Origin of the sequence: Pseudoalteromonas sp. NZS11 (assembly GCF_015864765.1) — a bacterium.
GTDB classification, from domain to species: Bacteria; Pseudomonadota; Gammaproteobacteria; order Enterobacterales; family Alteromonadaceae; genus Pseudoalteromonas; species Pseudoalteromonas arctica.
In genome coordinates, this window is the sequence record NZ_JADYWP010000004.1 from 408,060 (window position 1) to 425,391 (window position 17,332).

Genomic DNA, 17,332 nt, shown 5'->3' on the forward strand with positions numbered 1-17,332 from the left:
CTATAAGCCCTTTTTTTGTTTGTATGGAGGATTTTCGTGACAAAACTTGAACAAGATTTAGTAACCATGTTAACGCCTGCGGTAGAAATGTTAGGCTTTGAATTGCATGGTCTTGAATTTGTGCAAGCGGGTCGCCATTCTACCTTAAGAGTATATATTGCTCATGAGGATGGGATCTCAGTTGATAACTGTGCGGATGCAAGTCGCCAAATTAGTGCGATTTTAGACGTCGAAGACCCAATTACAAATGAATATGATTTGGAAGTATCGTCTCCTGGTGTTGATCGTCTATTATTCAAACAAGATCACTACGAGCAGGCGCAAGGAGAGGAAGTACGCGTGCGTACTAAACTTCCACAGGATGGTCGTCGTAATTTTAAAGGCGACTTAGTAGCAGTTAGCAGCGATATGATCACACTATCTAGCGATGGTGCAGAGCATCTGATCATGCTTAGTAACATCGAACGTGCGAATTTAATCGCGAAGTTTTAAATTCGAGTGCGAAGGAATAGGGCAAGCGAGGCATTACCCATGGCAAAAGAGATATTATTGGTTGCTGAAGCCGTTTCCAATGAGAAAGCGGTTCCAAAAGAAAAGATTTTTGAAGCTCTAGAGTTCGCTTTAGCGACAGCTACAAAGAAAAAACACGATGGCGAAATTGAAGTACGCGTAGCAATTGACCGTAAAACCGGTGATTACGATACGTTCCGTCGTTGGCAGATTGCCGCTGTATTAGAAGATGGTTCTTTAGAGAATCCATACAGCGAAATCACTCTAGAAGCAGCACAGGTTGAAGAACCTGATTTGCAAATGGGTGATTATGTTGAAGAGCAAATCGACTCAATCAAATTTGACCGTATTACAACACAAATGGCTAAGCAAGTTATCGTACAAAAAGTACGTGAAGCTGAGCGCGCTTTAGTTGTTGAAGCATACAAAGATCAAGAAGGCGAGCTGGTAACGGGTGTTGTTAAAAAAGCAACTCGCGATGCAATCGTGCTTGATTTAGGTAACAACGCAGAAGCGGTAATTTACCGTGATGACATGTTACCACGTGAAAACTTCCGCCCGGGTGACCGTATCCGTGGTCTTTTATATGAAGTTAAGCCTGAAGCACGCGGTGCACAATTATTTGTAACGCGCTCTAAACCTGAAATGCTAATGGAATTATTCCGCATTGAGGTGCCAGAAATTGGCGAAGAGATGATTGAATTACGTGCAGCAGCACGTGATCCAGGTTCACGCGCTAAAATTGCTGTTAAATCTAACGACAAACGCATAGACCCAATTGGTGCATGTGTTGGTATGCGTGGGGCACGAGTTCAGGCTGTATCGTCAGAACTTGGCGGTGAGCGTGTTGATATCGTACTTTACGATGACAACCCGGCACAATTTGTTATCAATGCAATGGCGCCAGCAGAAGTTGCTTCAATCGTAATGGATGAAGACACTCACTCAATGGATATCGCTGTAGAAGCAGATAACCTAGCGCAAGCAATTGGTCGTAATGGTCAAAACGTTCGTTTAGCAAGTCAGTTAACTGGCTGGGAACTAAACGTAATGACTGTTGAAGACATGCGTACTAAAAATGAAGCTGAATCTGATAAGTTACTTAACTTATTCACTGAAAATTTAGAAATTGATGATGAGTTTGCATCATTACTTATCAACGAAGGTTTCTCGACACTTGAAGAAGTGGCGTATGTACCAGCGTCTGAATTTTTAGAAATTGATGGTCTTGATGAAGAGACTGTAGATTTACTGCGCTCACGCGCAAAAGATGCATTGACAACTAAAGCACTTAAAACGGAAGAAAGCTTAGATGGCGCAGAGCCAGCTGAAGACTTACTTGCGCTTGAAGGTTTAGAGCGTCACTTAGCATTTGTTATGGCAAGCAAGGGTGTTGTTACACTTGAAGACTTGGCAGAGCAAGGTATTGACGAATTAGTTGATATCACAGAACTTTCATCTGAAAAAGCGGGTGAACTGATTATGGCTGCACGAAACATTTGTTGGTTTGCAGACGAGTAATTTATTAACGGAGGTATTACACACTATGGCAGAAGTAAATGTTGAAAAACTAGCCGGCGATATAGGTACGACTGTTGATAAATTGCTACAGCAGTTTTCACAAGCAGGTATCACTAAGCAAGCAACTGATAACGTAACAGAAGCTGAAAAAGCAACGTTACTTGATCATTTAAGCAAGCATCATGGCGGTACAGGTTCAGATGGCCCAGCGCGTATGACTTTACAACGTAAGAGCAAAAGCACTTTAAGTGTTACGGGCTCTACTGGTAAAGCAAAAGATGTTCAAGTTGAAGTTCGCAAAACACGTACTTACGTGAAGAAAAGCGCAATGGAACAAGAACAAGAGCAAGCTCGCTTAGCTGCTGAAGAAAAAGTGCGTCTTGAAGAGCAGCAAAAAGCTGACCAAGAAGCCGCAGAATTAAAAGCGAAACAAGAGGCAGAACGCAAAGCTAAAGAAGAAGCCGACCGTAAAGCCAAAGAAGAAGCTAAACGCAAAGCTGATGCAGAGCGTAAAGCGAAACAAAAGCAGATGACCCCAGAGCAAAGTGCTAAGTCTGAGAAAGATCGCATAGAAGCTGAGCGTCTGCAAAAAGAAGCAGAAGAGGCCGCATTGAAGAAAGCTGAAGAAGAAGCGAAACGTCAAGCAGAAGAAGCAAGAAAGCTAGCTGAAGAAAACTCGGCACGCTGGAAGAAAGAAGAAGAAGAACGTAAGAAACGCGAAGAAACAGCGGATCACCATCTTACGACTTCTACTTATGCACGTGAAGCAGAAGATGTTGCCGATGCTCGTGATGAGCAAGGTACACGCCGTGCTAAGAAAAAGAAAAAAGCGCCAGCAAAAGATAAATTTGCAGCGTCAAGAGGCCGTAACAAGTCTAAGTTAAAAGCACCTGCATCATTACAACATGGTTTCCAAAAACCAACTGTTGATGTTAAAAACGAAGTGCGTATTAGCGAAACAATTACAGTAGCTGAGCTTGCATCACGCATGGCCGTTAAAGGCGCTGAAGTTGTTAAAACAATGATGAAAATGGGTGACATGGTTACTATTAACCAAGTGATTGACCAAGAAGCTGCACAATTAGTTGCAGAAGAAATGGGTCACAAGGTTATCATTGTTAAAGAAAACGAATTAGAGCAAACAGTACTTAATGACCGCCACGAAGATGGTAAGTCAGAGCCACGTGCTCCAGTAGTAACTGTAATGGGTCACGTTGACCATGGTAAAACATCAACTCTTGATTACATTCGTTCTGCGAAGGTTGCTTCTGGCGAAGCCGGTGGTATTACACAGCATATTGGTGCATACCATGTTGATGTAAACGGTCACATGATCACCTTCTTAGATACACCAGGACATGCTGCATTTACTTCAATGCGTGCTCGTGGTGCTAAAGCGACTGATATCGTAATCCTAGTAGTTGCAGCAGATGATGGCGTTATGCCACAAACTAAAGAAGCGGTACAGCATGCTCGTGCAGCTGGCGTTCCTTTAATCATCGCAGTAAACAAAATGGATAAAGAAGGCGCAGATCCAGATCGTGTTAAAAACGAACTTGCTGTACTAGACGTTATTCCAGAAGAATGGGGCGGCGATACACAGTACGTTCATATCTCAGCTAAAACTGGCTTAGGTATTGACGACCTTCTTGAAGCAGTATTGAACCAATCTGAACTTTTAGAGCTTTCTGCACCTACTGAAGGTATGGCGGCTGGTGTTGTTATTGAATCTCGTCTTGATAAAGGCCGTGGTCCAGTAGCATCAGTACTTGTTCAATCTGGTACGCTTAACCAAGGTGACATTGTATTATGTGGTCTTGAGTATGGCCGTGTTCGTGCAATGCGCGATGAAAACGGTAAAGACATTAAGTCAGCTGGTCCATCTATCCCAGTTGAGATTTTAGGTCTTTCTGGTATTCCTGCTGCAGGCGACGAAGCGACTGTAGTTAAAGATGAGCGTAAAGCGCGTGAAGTTGCTTTATACCGTCAAGGTAAGTTCCGCGATGTTAAACTAGCACGTCAGCAAAAAGCTAAGCTTGAAAACATGTTTACTAACATGACTGAAGGCGATGTTTCTGAAGTTAACGTGGTACTTAAAGCAGACGTTCAAGGTTCTATCGAAGCAATCTCTGATTCACTAACTAAACTTTCTACTGATGAAGTGAAAGTGAAGATTGTTGGTTCAGGTGTTGGTGGTATTACCGAAACTGATGCAACACTAGCTGCAGCGTCTAACGCAATTGTAGTTGGCTTTAACGTTCGTGCTGATGCTTCAGCTCGTAAAGTTATCGAGACTGAAAACTTAGACCTACGTTACTACAGCGTAATCTACAGCTTGATTGACGAAGTTAAACAAGCAATGTCAGGTATGCTAGCGCCAGAGTTTAAACAAGAAATCATTGGTCTTGCTCAAGTTCGTGACGTATTCAAGTCTCCAAAAATTGGCGCAATCGCTGGTTGTATGGTTACTGAAGGTGTTATTAAACGTAGCGCTCCAATCCGTGTACTACGTGAAAACGTTGTTATCTATGAAGGTGAACTTGAGTCACTTCGTCGCTTTAAAGACGATGTTGCTGATGTTCGTAACGGCATGGAATGTGGTATCGGCGTTAAGAACTACAATGACGTACGTGTTGGTGACCAAATCGAAGTATTCGAAACAGTTGAAGTACAACGTACTCTATAATTGTTACTAGGGAGTATTGAACGCTCAGGTTAACGCCGGACGTTCTACACACCCTACGCTAAGATTTTAAATGGGGGCTTAGCCCCCATTTGCATATCCATTATTTAGTTAACTTATTATTTAATTTCAATAAGTTATTATTTTAGGACAAGTATAATGAGAGAATTTTCTCGCACTGATCGTGTTGCACAGCAAATCCAAAAAGAGATTGCTGTAATTTTACAACGCGAAATTAAAGATCCACGCTTAGGTATGGTGACAGTGTCAGCGGTAGAAGTATCGCGCGATTTATCTTATGCCAAAATTTTCATTACTGTGTTTAACACACAAGATGAAGACGCAGCAAAGCAAAGCGCAAAAGTACTTAATGAAGCAACGGGCTATATTCGCTCGTTACTTGGTAAGCGTATCCGTGCACGTATAATGCCTGAGTTAAAGTTTGTAGTTGATAACTCATTAATGGAAGGTATGCGTATTTCTAATTTAGTGGATTCTATTATCCGCGAAGATAACGCAAAGCATGTAGATGAAGACGTAGAAAGTGTTGATGCTGCTGATGTTTCAGATAGCGAAGAAGGTACTGATCACGTAGACGATACAGATAGCGAAGAAGGCACTGATACAGATGGCAAAGCGCAGTAAAGGCCGTGCAGTTGACGGTATTTTGTTGTTAAACAAACCTGAAGGCATTTCATCAAATAAAGCATTACAGCAAGCAAAAAGTGTTTATTTTGCGCAAAAAGCTGGGCACACAGGTGCTTTAGATCCACTTGCCACAGGTATGCTGCCAATTTGTTTTGGTGAAGCGACTAAGTTTACGCAGTTTTTACTCGATACAGATAAAACCTATATCGTTCGTGCACAACTGGGTGAGCGTACAACAACATCAGATTCTGATGGCGAAATTGTTAGCACTAAAGATGTGAACGTTACACGTGAACAGCTAACAAAAGAAATAGCTGCTTTTGTTGGTGAGTCTGAACAATATCCGTCAATGTACTCAGCTCTTAAGTACCAAGGTAGACCGTTATATAAGTACGCGCGCGAAGGTATTGAAGTTCCTCGTAAATGCAGAAAAATAAACGTGTTTAGCTTATCGTTTGACGAATTTGATGAACAAAGCAACGTATTACAAATGACGGCCCATGTATCTAAAGGGACCTACATTCGTACAATCGTTGATGATTTAGGCGAAAACCTAGGCTGTGGCGCACACGTTATTATGCTCCACAGAACCGCTGTTGGTCAGTATCCGGCAGATAAAATGGTCTCGCTTGATGAGATTGAAGCGTTGCTTGCTAAAGCGAAAGAAGAAGAGCTTGCGCCTTCAACTTATTTAGACTCGCTATTGCTACCAATTGATACTGCTTTAACTGATTTACCCGTTGTTGAAATTACAAAAGAACAAGGGGGAATTTTTAGTCACGGGCAAGCTGTAGAATTATCAATCGCTTTACCTGATGGTGCAATTAAAGTTGTTGCGGATAATATATTTATTGGTACTGGTGAGCGTAACTCAAACGGTCATTTAAAGGTTAAACGTGGTCTTGCTAGTCAGCAAGACGATTACGTGAAGCCTGAATAAGCAACTAATGTGCCTAACGGTGGCTTATTAGTTGTAGTTGGGGAAAATTAGCTTGTAGTTATTCCTACAGTTGGTAGAATACGCCCGCTTAATCGTTTTGGCTGAATTAGTGATCGGCTAAGACACCTTTTAAATTTAATTTTTTGGAGTTACTATGTCACTAAGCAATCAAGAAAAAATCGATATCATTGCTAAATTTGCACGTGCAGAAGGCGATACAGGTTCATCAGAAGTACAAGTAGCATTACTTACTTTTGACATCAACAAGCTTCAAGGTCACTTTGCTGATCACAAGCATGACTTCCACTCACGTCGTGGTCTGCTTCGTAAAGTAAGCACTCGCCGTAAACTACTTGATTACCTTAAAGGTAAAGACATCACTAGTTATACTGCGTTAATCAAAGAACTTGGCCTACGTCGCTAAGAACTAGATTATAGAAAAAGGAGCTTTTTAGCTCCTTTTTTTGTGCCTGAAATTTGTGTTTCCAAATTAAGAAAATTCTTAAACCTATTGAATTATAATATAAAACCCCCATTTCATAGCCTACCAATAGCTGTTGTATTTACCCGCTAATTAGCCCAGTTTAAATCTAGTAGCTAGTGTGTGTTGACCTTTCGTGATTAATTTTGCAGCTGTATGTTTGGTCTTTAGGCAAGGCAGCGCCTATGTAGTGTGGTTATTCCCCATAAATAGGCGATAACGCAGCATAAATGCCAAACATGCGCTGCCCTGCGGGTTCATCCTAGGGGCGATTAACTCCTTGTTGCTCGATTTTTACTTAGCCCACTAGGTTACAAATCTCGCGCCGTGATTAAATCGACCCTAGATTGAACAAATTTCAATCCACAAAGATCAACACACCCTAGACTCGCATTTTGAAGCAGCTTTGGTATATACTATGCGCGTAGGTAAAAAGGTTTATCTACGCTTATTCACATCATTGCCAATTGTAGTACTTAATTGATTTCCAACTGAATACAATTATGTACTGTAATTGGTACTTTGATGACAACTTATTAGAATACATTTAAGGAATATTTTAAGTGCAAGCAATTATTAAAGAATTCAAACTAGGTCAACATACAGTGACTCTAGAAACTGGTGCAATCGCTCGTCAAGCAGACGGCGCTGTACTTGCAAGCATTGGCGACACTTCAGTTTTAGTAACTGTTGTTGGTAAGCGTGAAGCACAACCTGGCCAAGACTTTTTCCCACTAACAGTTAACTACCAAGAGCGTATGTACGCTGCTGGTCGTATCCCAGGTGGTTTCTTAAAGCGTGAAGGTCGTCCTAACGATGGCGAAACACTTATTGCACGTCTTATTGACCGTCCAATTCGTCCACTTTTCCCAAGCGGTTTTGTAAACGAAGTACAAGTTATTGCTACTGTTGTTTCTGTTAACCCTGAAATCCAACCTGATATGGTTGCGATGATTGGTACTTCAGCAGCACTTGCTATCTCTGGTATCCCGTTCAGTGGTCCAATTGGTGCATCTCGCGTTGGTTACATCAACGGCGAATATGTACTTAACCCTACATTAAAAGAGCTTGAAGAAAGCCAACTTGATTTAGTGGTAGCCGGTACTGATAAAGCGGTACTTATGGTTGAATCAGAAGCTAACGTACTTGCAGAAGACGTAATGCTTGGCGCTGTTGTATATGGTCATGAGCAATCTCAAGCGATCATCACTGCAATCGAAGAATTTAAAGCAGAAGCAGGCAAGCCTACTTGGGATTGGACTGCACCAGCTAAAAACGTTGCACTAGAAGATAAAGTTGCAGCAATTGCTGCTGATAAAGTAGGCGCAGCTTACTTAATCACTGATAAAGTAGCGCGTAAAGAAGCACTTGGCGTAGCTAAAGATGAAGTTGTTGCAGTGTTAACAGCTGAACTTGCTGAAGGCGAGTCTTTAGATAAGCAAGAAATTGGTAAAATATTCGGTTCACTTGAGAAGAAAATCGTTCGTGGCCGTATCGCTTCTGGCGAAAAACGTATCGATGGTCGTGAACCAGATATGATTCGTGCACTAGATGTAATGACTGGCGTATTACCGCGTACTCACGGTTCTGCTATCTTTACTCGTGGCGAAACTCAAGCGTTAGTAACAGCTACACTTGGTACAGAACGTGATTCACAGTTAATCGACGATTTAACTGGTACTCATAAAAACCACTTTATGCTTAACTACAACTTCCCTCCATTCTGTGTCGGTGAAACTGGTTTTGTTGGTTCTCCTAAGCGTCGTGAAATCGGCCATGGTAACCTTGCTAAGCGTGGTATTGCTGCTGTAATGCCAACATTGACTGAATTCCCATATTCAATCCGTGTAGTATCTGAAATCACTGAATCAAACGGTTCATCTTCAATGGCTTCTGTATGTGGTACTTCACTTGCACTTATGAATGCCGGTGTACCAATTAAAGCGTCTGTTGCAGGTATTGCGATGGGTCTAGTTAAAGAAGACGATAAATTCGTTGTTCTTTCTGACATCTTAGGTGATGAAGATCACTTAGGTGACATGGACTTTAAAGTTGCTGGTACAGCTGCAGGTATCACTGCACTTCAAATGGATATCAAAATCGAAGGTATCACTCAAGAAATCATGCAAATTGCGCTTAAACAAGCAAAAGCTGCACGTTTACATATCTTAGAAGTGATGGACGAAGCAATTTCTGCTCCTTCTGAAGAGCTATCAATGTTTGCTCCTCGCATATACACAATGAAAATCCCACAGAAGAAAATCGCTGAAGTTATTGGTAAAGGTGGCGCAACTATTCGTCAGCTTACTGAAGAAACTGGTACAACGATTGAAATCGGTGACGACGGTACAATTAAAATTGCCGCTACAGATGGCGAAAGTGCAGCTAATGCAATTAGCCGTATTGAGCAATTAACAGCTGAACTTGAAGTAGGTACTATCTACGAAGGTAAAGTTGTACGTATTGTTGATTTCGGTGCGTTTGTAAACATTCTTCCTGGTAAAGATGGTCTAGTACATATTTCTCAAATTAGTACTGAGCGCGTTAATAACGTGGCTGATCACCTTTCTGAAGGTCAAGAAGTTAAAGTTAAAGTACTAGAAGTAGATCGCCAAGGCCGTGTACGTCTAAGTATTAAAGAAGCAATGGAATCAGCAGCACCTGCAGCTGACGCGCCAACTGACGCGTAATTGTTAACTTATTAATCTAGTTATATTAGCTAGATGATAAAAAAGGGGCTGTTTAGCCCCTTTTTTTATGCTTTAATGAAACCTTATTGGACAAGGTCTGTCTTATATTAATCGCGATATATCTTGGTATTAAGGATTTTAATGATACTCAAACATTTAGCTTTGGCATCTTTTGCTATTTTGTCTTTAAGCGCTTGCCAAACTACAACAGATTCAGAATCAACCCCGATTGTTAATGTGCCATTTACTGCACCTTTAGCCTCTGACTTTAGAAGTGAAATTGCTATTGCACGCTACTCAGAGTTATTGAATAGGGCTGACTTAAGCGAAGAGCAACAAGCTAAGCTTTATTACGACCGTGGTGTACTTTTCGATAGTCTAGGTATGACCACTCTTTCGCGTATTGATTTTAACCGCGCAGTAAAACTTAAGCCTGATTTAGCTGAAGTGTATAATTTTTTAGGTATTCAACATACGCTTATGCAGCAGTACGAAAAAGCCTATGAGTTTTTCGATTCAGCTCTAGAACTTGATGAAGAGCATGAATACGCCTATTTAAATCGAGGAATTGCACTGTATTACGGCGATAGAGCTGGCCTTGCTAAAAATGACTTTAACGAGTTTTTAGCCCGTTCTCCTAACGATCCGTACCGTGTTTTATGGGTTTATTTAGCCCAGGCACAAGAGGATAAAGTAATCGCACTTGATGCCCTTAAACAAAATGCGACTGCGCTTGATGATTCGCAATGGGCGTATCAGTTAATCTCTCTTTATACGGGCGATATGAGTGAACATGCATTTTTATCAGGCATTAGTGATGGTGTTAGAACTGAGCAAGAATATGCGCAACGTTTATGTGAAGCTTATTTTTACTTAGCCAAAATGCATCAAGCAGCGGGTGAGCTGTACTTAGCATCAGACTATTTTAGGCTTGCGCTAGCAACCAATGTACATGAGTTTATTGAGTACAAATATGCGCGTTTAGAACTTGAGTTGATGGAAGGTGTTGACGCAAGTTAAGCGTTTTAAATTAATAGGTGTATTACTATGTTGTTTGTTAATTACAGGCTCGAGTAATCACCTTGGCGCTATTGGCTTTTGGCATGTTTTAAATACAAAAGCCAATGTTCTACAAAGTTATTGGAATTCACCAGCTTATTTTTCTGATCACCTAGAGCAGTTACCAAAGACCTCTTTAGCTATACTTGCTCGCAGTAAAATTTCCTCAGCACAATATATGTATTCTCTTAAGCTTATTAAAAGCAGTCAGAGTGATACTGCAAAACAATTTTGGCTCTCCGCTATAAATGACTTAACAATCCCAGAGCGTAAAATATTAGCAACAAAGTTACTTGAGCAATCACGTTGGAGCGATTTAGAGTTACTCGCTAGTAAAAACAAATTACCAGCAGGGGATGTGCTAAATCATCTAAAACTTCAGTTAAAAACACCACAGAGTAAAATATCTACCGCGTTTATCCACGATCTTGGTTTTTCATCTTTAAAAAATATAAGTAAGCCTAATAAGCAATGTATGTTTAACGTTCTGACTATGAGCGATCATCGTAGTGGCTTATATAAACTTACAGAGTTTATTAATGCTTATAATAAACAACCAGAGCCCCGTGAAAATATTTTTTGCTTTTCAAAACCAGTTTACGTTGCAGGTATGCTTGAGTGCAAAAGTAGTACTAGTCAAATAGCAAAGTGTGACTGGCAATCATCTAAACTTAATAGCCAGCTTCCTAACAATTTTGATTTTATAGTGATGATGCCTAAAGATGGAACGGCTAATGTCACGAAGGGAACAATGCTAATAAACTCAAAAGCAAAATACAGTATATTTTTGCATGAGCTGATGCATTTTAACGGTTTTGAAGATGAATACGCTTTGCCTAAAACTAAGCAAGCATGGTTGTGTGCAAAAACGGGTTTTGTTGCACCTAATTTATTTATTTCTCATGGTGAGTCACCGCCAACAGGTTGGCATAAAGCAAAGAGTTGCCAGGTAGGAGGTATTGCTTATAAACCTAGTGAAAATTGGTCTATTATGCAATATCAGCAGTTAGGGCTCTCAGCGCAGTATAGACAACTTTGGTTGAAACATTTAGATATGACCAATGGTAACTTTCATCGTCACCCTGGCGCGCTTACATTTGCAAATAAGGCCATATTAAATTAACAATTATCAGTATTAATTAATTGTTTTTTTAGGCTTAATAAATTGTTAGTTCTTGTTTAAAAAACACCCATACAGAACCGCTTTTTATAGACAAAATCAGTGTTTTTCAGTATAACTATAGTCATTAATGTCGTTTAAAAACAGGCAGTAAAAGCATCACTTAGTATTAAAAAGAGATGCCCTGATAAACTTATGATAATAAAAGGCCCTACATTATGACTTTGCTCTGGATACCCTTGTTATCCTTAATTGGCAGTGTTATTTCTGCATGCACAGGTAAGTTATCCCGCAATTTAAGCACTAGTTTAACGGCTCTTGCGCCTTTGACGGCTTTGGGGATTACTCTATACCATGCACCTGCCGTTTTAGCGGGCGAAACCATTCGTTATTCTTTAGCTTGGATCCCGTCAATAGGACTCGATTTGTCTCTGCGGTTAGACGGCCTCAGTTTATTGTTTATGTTTATGATTTTAGGCATAGGCTTGCTCGTTATCCTCTACACGCGTTACTACCTAAGCGCTAATGACTCAATGGCTAAGTTATATAGTTACTTAATGCTATTTATGACTGCAATGCTTGGTATTGTTATGTCTAACAACGTCATTCAACTGTGGTTGTTTTGGGAATTAACGAGCATCAGCTCATTTTTATTAATTAGTTTTTGGTGGCATAAATCAGAAGCGCGAAAAGGCGCACGTATGGCGCTTGCTGTAACAGGCGCGGGCGGCTTAGCGTTACTTGCTGGATTGATGCTATTAGGTGATATTGTTGGTAGTTACGACCTAGATGTTATTCTAGCGAGTAAAGCAATAATTCAATCTCATGATTTATACGAAGTAGCATTGGTATTGGTGTTACTGGGTGCGTTTACTAAATCGGCACAATTTCCATTTCACTTTTGGCTTCCTCATGCAATGGCAGCGCCTACGCCAGTAAGCGCGTATTTACATTCTGCGACGATGGTAAAAGCCGGTATATTTTTGTTAGCACGTTTTCATCCTGCTTTGGCAGGCACCGATACTTGGTTCTTGCTCGTTGGGTTAACGGGTTTAGCTACGCTGTTGTTTGGCGCTTATATAGCACTATTCAAACACGACTTAAAAGGCTTGTTAGCCTATTCAACAATAAGCCATTTGGGTTTAATAACGCTATTACTCGGACTTGATACTGAGCTTGCGACTGTTGCTGCTATTTTTCACATAATTAACCATGCAACGTTTAAAGCGTCATTATTTATGGCCGTTGGTATTATTGATCACGAAACGGGCACGCGCGATATGCGTAAATTAAATGGTATGTGGCGATACTTACCATACACTGCAACGCTTGCGATGGTCGCGGCGGCTGCAATGGCAGGAGTTCCTTTACTAAATGGCTTCTTGTCTAAAGAAATGTTTTTTGCAGAAACGCTACACCAGCAAGTGCTTGGTTCTATGTCGTGGTTAATTCCAGTACTGGCAACTGTTGCAGGTGCATTAGCTGTTGCGTACTCAGCACGCTTTATTCATGACGTGTTTTTTAATGGTGAACCAATTGATTTACCTCGTACGCCGCATGAGCCACCGCGCTATATGCGTGTACCAATAGAAATACTCGTTGTGATTTGTTTGTTAGTGGGTATGTTCCCGCACTTTACAATTGATGGCATTTTATCTGCGGCGTCTTTAGCTGTACTTGGAAAAGAAATGCCGGTGTACGAATTGGCTATCTGGCATGGGTTTAACTTGCCTCTACTAATGAGTGCGATGGCGATTGCTGGCGGCTTATTTATTTATATTAATCGTAAATATCTATTTCAATTTCAAGCATCGTTACCACCTCTAAACGCTAAAAAAACGTTTGAACGTGTGATATTAAGCGTTATTGCTTGGTGTCAGTCAAAGGTAAGCAGTATCGAAAATGGGTCACTACAGCGCTACCTTGTAATTATGCTAGCGGTAGTATTACTGTGTGCGGGTTGGCCATTATTTGAAATGCAACAACTTGCCGGAAGCATGCCACTTACGCCTGTTGATGTGCACAATGCAATTGGTGCAGGCTTATTGATTATTGGTGCTCTTGCCACCGTTATTTGGCATCGCTCTCGAATGGTATCGCTATTAATGCTCTCAATTGTAGGATTAATGGTGTCGGTTGTATTTACACGCTTTTCTGCTCCAGATTTAGCGCTTACGCAGCTAACTGTTGAGGTTGTTACTATTATTTTACTTATGCTGGCATTGTTTTTCTTGCCGCAGCATACGCCAAAAGAATCAAGTTCATTACGCGTACTTCGAGACTTAGCAATAGCCTCTACATTAGGTGTAGTTATCGCGAGTATTTGTTATGCATTACTTACACGCCCGCTAGATTCAATCTCAGACTTCTTTATTGCTAACGCTAAAATTGGTGGCGGTGGTACTAACGTAGTTAACGTTATTTTAGTCGACTTTAGGGGCTTTGATACGCTTGGTGAAATTACCGTATTAGGCATTGCCGCATTAGGTATATTTAAAGTACTTTCTCGAATTCCATTATTTATGCCAGCAAGCGACAGCGAAGGGCGCCCATGGGCACGAGAGCGCCATCCAATATTACTGGCGAGTATTTCACAAAGTTTATTACCGCTTGCGTTATTAGTTTCTGCATATATTTTCTTACGTGGGCATAACTTACCTGGTGGTGGCTTTATTGCAGGACTGGTAACGTCAATCGCGTTTATTTTGCAATACATGGCGCATGGTACAGCATGGATAAACGAACGTTTTGATGTTAATTATCGCAAAATTATAGCTTCAGGCATTGGTATTTCTTTGTTTACAGGTGTGGGTAGTTGGTTCTTCGATAAGCCATTTTTAACAACTTGGTTTGACTACTTTGATATTCCGTTTGTCGGTAAAACAGAGCTTGCCAGCGCGATTGCATTTGACCTAGGTGTTTACTTAACCGTTGTAGGCGCTACGTTAATGATTTTAGCAAGCTTAGGTAATATGACAGCAGATACCCAGAAAAAAGAGGTAAATATTTAATGGAATTATTGTACGCATCTTGCGTTGGAGTATTGGTCAGTTGCGGTGTGTTTTTACTGCTAAGAGCTCGTACGTTCCCTGTAGTACTTGGGCTTACTATGATTTCATATGCTGTTAACTTATTTTTGTTTTCAGCAGGTCGCCTTACTATTAATAAAGCGGTAGTACTTGGTACTGGCACAGAATACGCCGATCCTCTACCTCAAGCATTAGTACTAACTGCAATAGTGATTGGTTTTGCGATGACCGCATTTGTGGTTATTTTGGCAATACGTGGGCGCGCCGATTTAGGTAGTGACCATGTTGATGGTTATGTGCCTAACACCTCTGCAGATAATAAGGAGCAAAAATGATCCAACATTTAGCTTCGCTACCTATTTTATTACCTATGTTGACGGCAGTTATTTTATTGCTGCCGCCATGTGGTAAAAGCGTCAAAATTCGCCGTTTAGTTTCAATTGTAATGGCAATAGCTACTTTTGCCATTAGTGTGCTTTTACTTGTACATATTAATAATACAGGTATTAATGTTTACGCTATTGGTAGTTGGTCTGCACCATTTGGGATAGTCTTAGTCGCTGACATGTTATCTACCTTATTGGTTACGTTAACTTCACTTTTAGGTTTGGGCGCTATTTTATATGGTAGTGCTGGCGATGATGAAAAGGGCAGCTTTTATCATCCACTTGTTCATTTTTTAATATTGGGTGTAAATGGCGCGTTTTTAACTGGCGATTTATTTAACCTATTTGTATTTTTTGAAGTGTTACTGATTGCATCATATGCACTGTTAATGCATGCAGGTGATAAACAAAACACTCGTGCGGCACTGCAATATGTAATATTAAATTTAGTTGGCTCAAGCGTATTTTTAATCGGTTTGGGTATTTTGTACGGTGTACTTGGTACGCTTAATATTGCAGATATGGCGCAAAAAGTATCACAGCTTTCGGGCGATGATGTATACCTAGCAAAAGCAGGTGGTTTATTACTATTAATTGTATTTGCTTTAAAGGCCGCACTATTACCTCTGCATTTATGGCTTCCAAATACGTATTCAAGCGCTAAACCTGTAGTTGCAGCATTGTTTGCGATTATGACCAAAGTAGGCGTTTACGCCATGCTTCGTGTTTACACGGTGATATTTGGCGAACAAGCAGGAGCGCTTGAACATATGGCGCAGCCTTGGCTTTGGGGCTTAGCAATTGCCACCATTATAGTGGGTGCCATTGGCGTTATGGCAGCGCAAGACTTACGTAAACTCACCTCTAACTTAGTATTAGTATCGGTAGGTACGTTGGTTGCGCTAATTGCATTGCAAAATGTAAATGCCACTGCTGCACTTTTATATTATTTAGTGCATTCAACACTTGTTAGTGCCGCACTGTTTTTACTAGCAGACTTAGTTTCAATCCAGCGCGGTAAAGTTGGTGATAGGCTAGTAGCGGGTCGCTCTGTTAAACAACCATTTTTATTAGGTGTGTGCTTTATTGTTGCAGCTTTAACTGTAGTTGGTATGCCGCCACTATCAGGCTTTGTAGGTAAAATTTGGATACTTAAAGCCACATTAAATAGTGAGCAAGCTTTACTATTTTGGCCTGTATATTTAGTAACAAGCTTTGCGTTGTTGGTAGCGCTTTCGCGTGCTGGCACGACCTTGTTTTGGGAGCATAAAAGTAAAAATAGCGAAAACGCAGATTGTGCAAATGCACACCCGTTGCAGGTAATTGTAATTATAGGTTTACTTGCGTGTTCGCCATTGCTCGTTATTTTTGGCGGACCAATAAGTGAATACATGCTAGGTGCTGCTACTCAGTTACATGATATAAGCGGCGGTATTAATGCTGTACTTAAAGGAGGCATGTGATGAGATTACAAGCCCGTTTTCGTTGGTTACCAACGCCATTTCGTAGCTTATTTTTGTTTATGGTTTGGCTATTGTTAAATAATAGCGTGTCGGTAGGGCACTTAGTATTAGCGACTATTTTTGCAATACTTATCCCAGTATTAAGTTTTTCGCTTCGCGAGCCTCAGCCACTAATTTTAAAGCCGGGCTTGGCTCTTAAGCAGTTGCTTATTGTGCTGTACGATATTGTCGTAGCAAATTTACAAGTGGCTTTACTTATACTTGGGCCATCTAAAAATTTGCGTCCGGCATTTATAAAAGTACCGATAGATTTAACTCATGATATGCCAATTACCATATTGGCCAGTAGTGTATCGCTTACACCCGGTACAGTGAGTGCAGAGGTTTACCCAATTGCTGAATCGTTACCTGAGGGTGAAGAGCCAACACAACGCTACTTATTAATACATGTGCTTGACCTTAAAGATGAAGAAGCACTTATCAAACAAATAAAACAACGCTACGAAGCTCCACTAAAGGAGATATTTCAATGTTAGACACCGTATTACTCATTGTTTTTTCGATGATTGGCTTATCATTATTGCTTAATTTATGGCGATTGATCATTGGTCCATCAGTGCCTGATCGTGTTTTAGCGCTCGATACAATGTACATTAACGTCATTGCACTGATTATTTTATATAGCATTAGTATGGATACAGGGCTTTATTTTGAAGCTGCACTGCTTATTGCCATGCTAGGTTTCATAAGTACAGTTGCAGTGTGTAAGTATTTATTACGTGGCGATATAATTGAATAAGGT

Annotated in this window: 14 protein-coding genes; all 14 read left to right on the forward strand. The window is 40.6% G+C overall.

Going from position 1 to position 17,332, the window contains the following annotated elements; genetic code table 11:
* The first annotated feature begins 36 nt into the window (after window positions 1-36).
* On the forward strand, window positions 37-492 hold the full coding sequence (gene rimP / locus I6E82_RS11405; protein ID WP_002958482.1) for a ribosome maturation factor RimP: 456 nt from the start codon (window positions 37-39) through the stop codon (window positions 490-492).
* Between the two features lie 39 nt (window positions 493-531).
* Window positions 532-2,031 (forward strand): transcription termination factor NusA, encoded by a 1,500-nt coding sequence (nusA, locus tag I6E82_RS11410; protein ID WP_007585502.1) that lies wholly within the window; start codon window positions 532-534, stop codon window positions 2,029-2,031.
* A 25-nt stretch (window positions 2,032-2,056) separates the two neighbouring features.
* Window positions 2,057-4,717, forward strand: a complete 2,661-nt coding sequence (gene infB, locus I6E82_RS11415) for a translation initiation factor IF-2 (RefSeq protein WP_007585504.1) — start codon at window positions 2,057-2,059, stop codon at window positions 4,715-4,717.
* 156 nt (window positions 4,718-4,873) lie between these two features.
* Window positions 4,874-5,359: a 30S ribosome-binding factor RbfA gene (gene rbfA / locus I6E82_RS11420; protein WP_007585506.1), complete on the forward strand. Its 486-nt coding sequence runs from the start codon at window positions 4,874-4,876 to the stop codon at window positions 5,357-5,359.
* On the forward strand, window positions 5,343-6,302 hold the full coding sequence (gene truB, locus I6E82_RS11425; protein WP_007585508.1) for a tRNA pseudouridine(55) synthase TruB: 960 nt from the start codon (window positions 5,343-5,345) through the stop codon (window positions 6,300-6,302). Before rbfA ends, truB begins: the two co-directional genes overlap by 17 nt.
* A 154-nt stretch (window positions 6,303-6,456) precedes the next feature.
* The gene (gene rpsO, locus I6E82_RS11430; protein ID WP_007585509.1) at window positions 6,457-6,726 is read left to right on the forward strand and encodes a 30S ribosomal protein S15; all 270 of its coding nucleotides are present in this window, start codon (window positions 6,457-6,459) and stop codon (window positions 6,724-6,726) included.
* A 620-nt stretch (window positions 6,727-7,346) separates the two neighbouring features.
* Complete coding sequence (gene pnp / locus I6E82_RS11435; protein WP_007585511.1) at window positions 7,347-9,473, forward strand: polyribonucleotide nucleotidyltransferase; 2,127 nt, start codon at window positions 7,347-7,349, stop codon at window positions 9,471-9,473.
* A 141-nt stretch (window positions 9,474-9,614) separates the two neighbouring features.
* On the forward strand, window positions 9,615-10,493 hold the full coding sequence (nlpI, locus tag I6E82_RS11440) for a lipoprotein NlpI (protein ID WP_197117957.1): 879 nt from the start codon (window positions 9,615-9,617) through the stop codon (window positions 10,491-10,493).
* Window positions 10,480-11,655 (forward strand): hypothetical protein, encoded by a 1,176-nt coding sequence (locus I6E82_RS11445; protein ID WP_197117959.1) that lies wholly within the window; start codon window positions 10,480-10,482, stop codon window positions 11,653-11,655. The genes nlpI and I6E82_RS11445 overlap by 14 nt, the downstream gene beginning before the upstream one ends.
* Before the next feature lie 215 nt (window positions 11,656-11,870).
* A complete protein-coding gene (locus I6E82_RS11450; RefSeq protein ID WP_033012429.1) occupies window positions 11,871-14,663 on the forward strand; it encodes a monovalent cation/H+ antiporter subunit A in 2,793 nt (930 codons plus the stop codon).
* Window positions 14,663-15,016, forward strand: coding sequence for a Na+/H+ antiporter subunit C (locus tag I6E82_RS11455; protein WP_010554685.1), 354 nt, complete (start codon window positions 14,663-14,665; stop codon window positions 15,014-15,016). The genes I6E82_RS11450 and I6E82_RS11455 overlap by 1 nt, the downstream gene beginning before the upstream one ends.
* Window positions 15,013-16,530 (forward strand): monovalent cation/H+ antiporter subunit D, encoded by a 1,518-nt coding sequence (locus tag I6E82_RS11460; protein ID WP_010554686.1) that lies wholly within the window; start codon window positions 15,013-15,015, stop codon window positions 16,528-16,530. The genes I6E82_RS11455 and I6E82_RS11460 overlap by 4 nt, the downstream gene beginning before the upstream one ends.
* Entirely contained in the window at window positions 16,530-17,066 is a 537-nt protein-coding gene (locus I6E82_RS11465) for a Na+/H+ antiporter subunit E (RefSeq protein ID WP_197117961.1), read from the forward strand. Before I6E82_RS11460 ends, I6E82_RS11465 begins: the two co-directional genes overlap by 1 nt.
* The gene (locus I6E82_RS11470; protein ID WP_007378493.1) at window positions 17,060-17,329 is read left to right on the forward strand and encodes a K+/H+ antiporter subunit F; all 270 of its coding nucleotides are present in this window, start codon (window positions 17,060-17,062) and stop codon (window positions 17,327-17,329) included. The genes I6E82_RS11465 and I6E82_RS11470 overlap by 7 nt, the downstream gene beginning before the upstream one ends.
* Window positions 17,330-17,332 lie beyond the last annotated feature (3 nt).

Coding starts and splice junctions, on each gene's coding strand:
- I6E82_RS11465 (WP_197117961.1), top strand. CDS start 16,530: ATGAGATTACAAGCCCGTTTTCGTTGGTTACCAACGCCATTTCGTAGC.
- nusA (WP_007585502.1), top strand. CDS start 532: ATGGCAAAAGAGATATTATTGGTTGCTGAAGCCGTTTCCAATGAGAAA.
- I6E82_RS11455 (WP_010554685.1), top strand. CDS start 14,663: ATGGAATTATTGTACGCATCTTGCGTTGGAGTATTGGTCAGTTGCGGT.
- nlpI (WP_197117957.1), top strand. CDS start 9,615: ATGATACTCAAACATTTAGCTTTGGCATCTTTTGCTATTTTGTCTTTA.
- I6E82_RS11450 (WP_033012429.1), top strand. CDS start 11,871: ATGACTTTGCTCTGGATACCCTTGTTATCCTTAATTGGCAGTGTTATT.
- rbfA (WP_007585506.1), top strand. CDS start 4,874: ATGAGAGAATTTTCTCGCACTGATCGTGTTGCACAGCAAATCCAAAAA.
- rpsO (WP_007585509.1), top strand. CDS start 6,457: ATGTCACTAAGCAATCAAGAAAAAATCGATATCATTGCTAAATTTGCA.
- truB (WP_007585508.1), top strand. CDS start 5,343: ATGGCAAAGCGCAGTAAAGGCCGTGCAGTTGACGGTATTTTGTTGTTA.
- I6E82_RS11470 (WP_007378493.1), top strand. CDS start 17,060: ATGTTAGACACCGTATTACTCATTGTTTTTTCGATGATTGGCTTATCA.
- I6E82_RS11460 (WP_010554686.1), top strand. CDS start 15,013: ATGATCCAACATTTAGCTTCGCTACCTATTTTATTACCTATGTTGACG.
- infB (WP_007585504.1), top strand. CDS start 2,057: ATGGCAGAAGTAAATGTTGAAAAACTAGCCGGCGATATAGGTACGACT.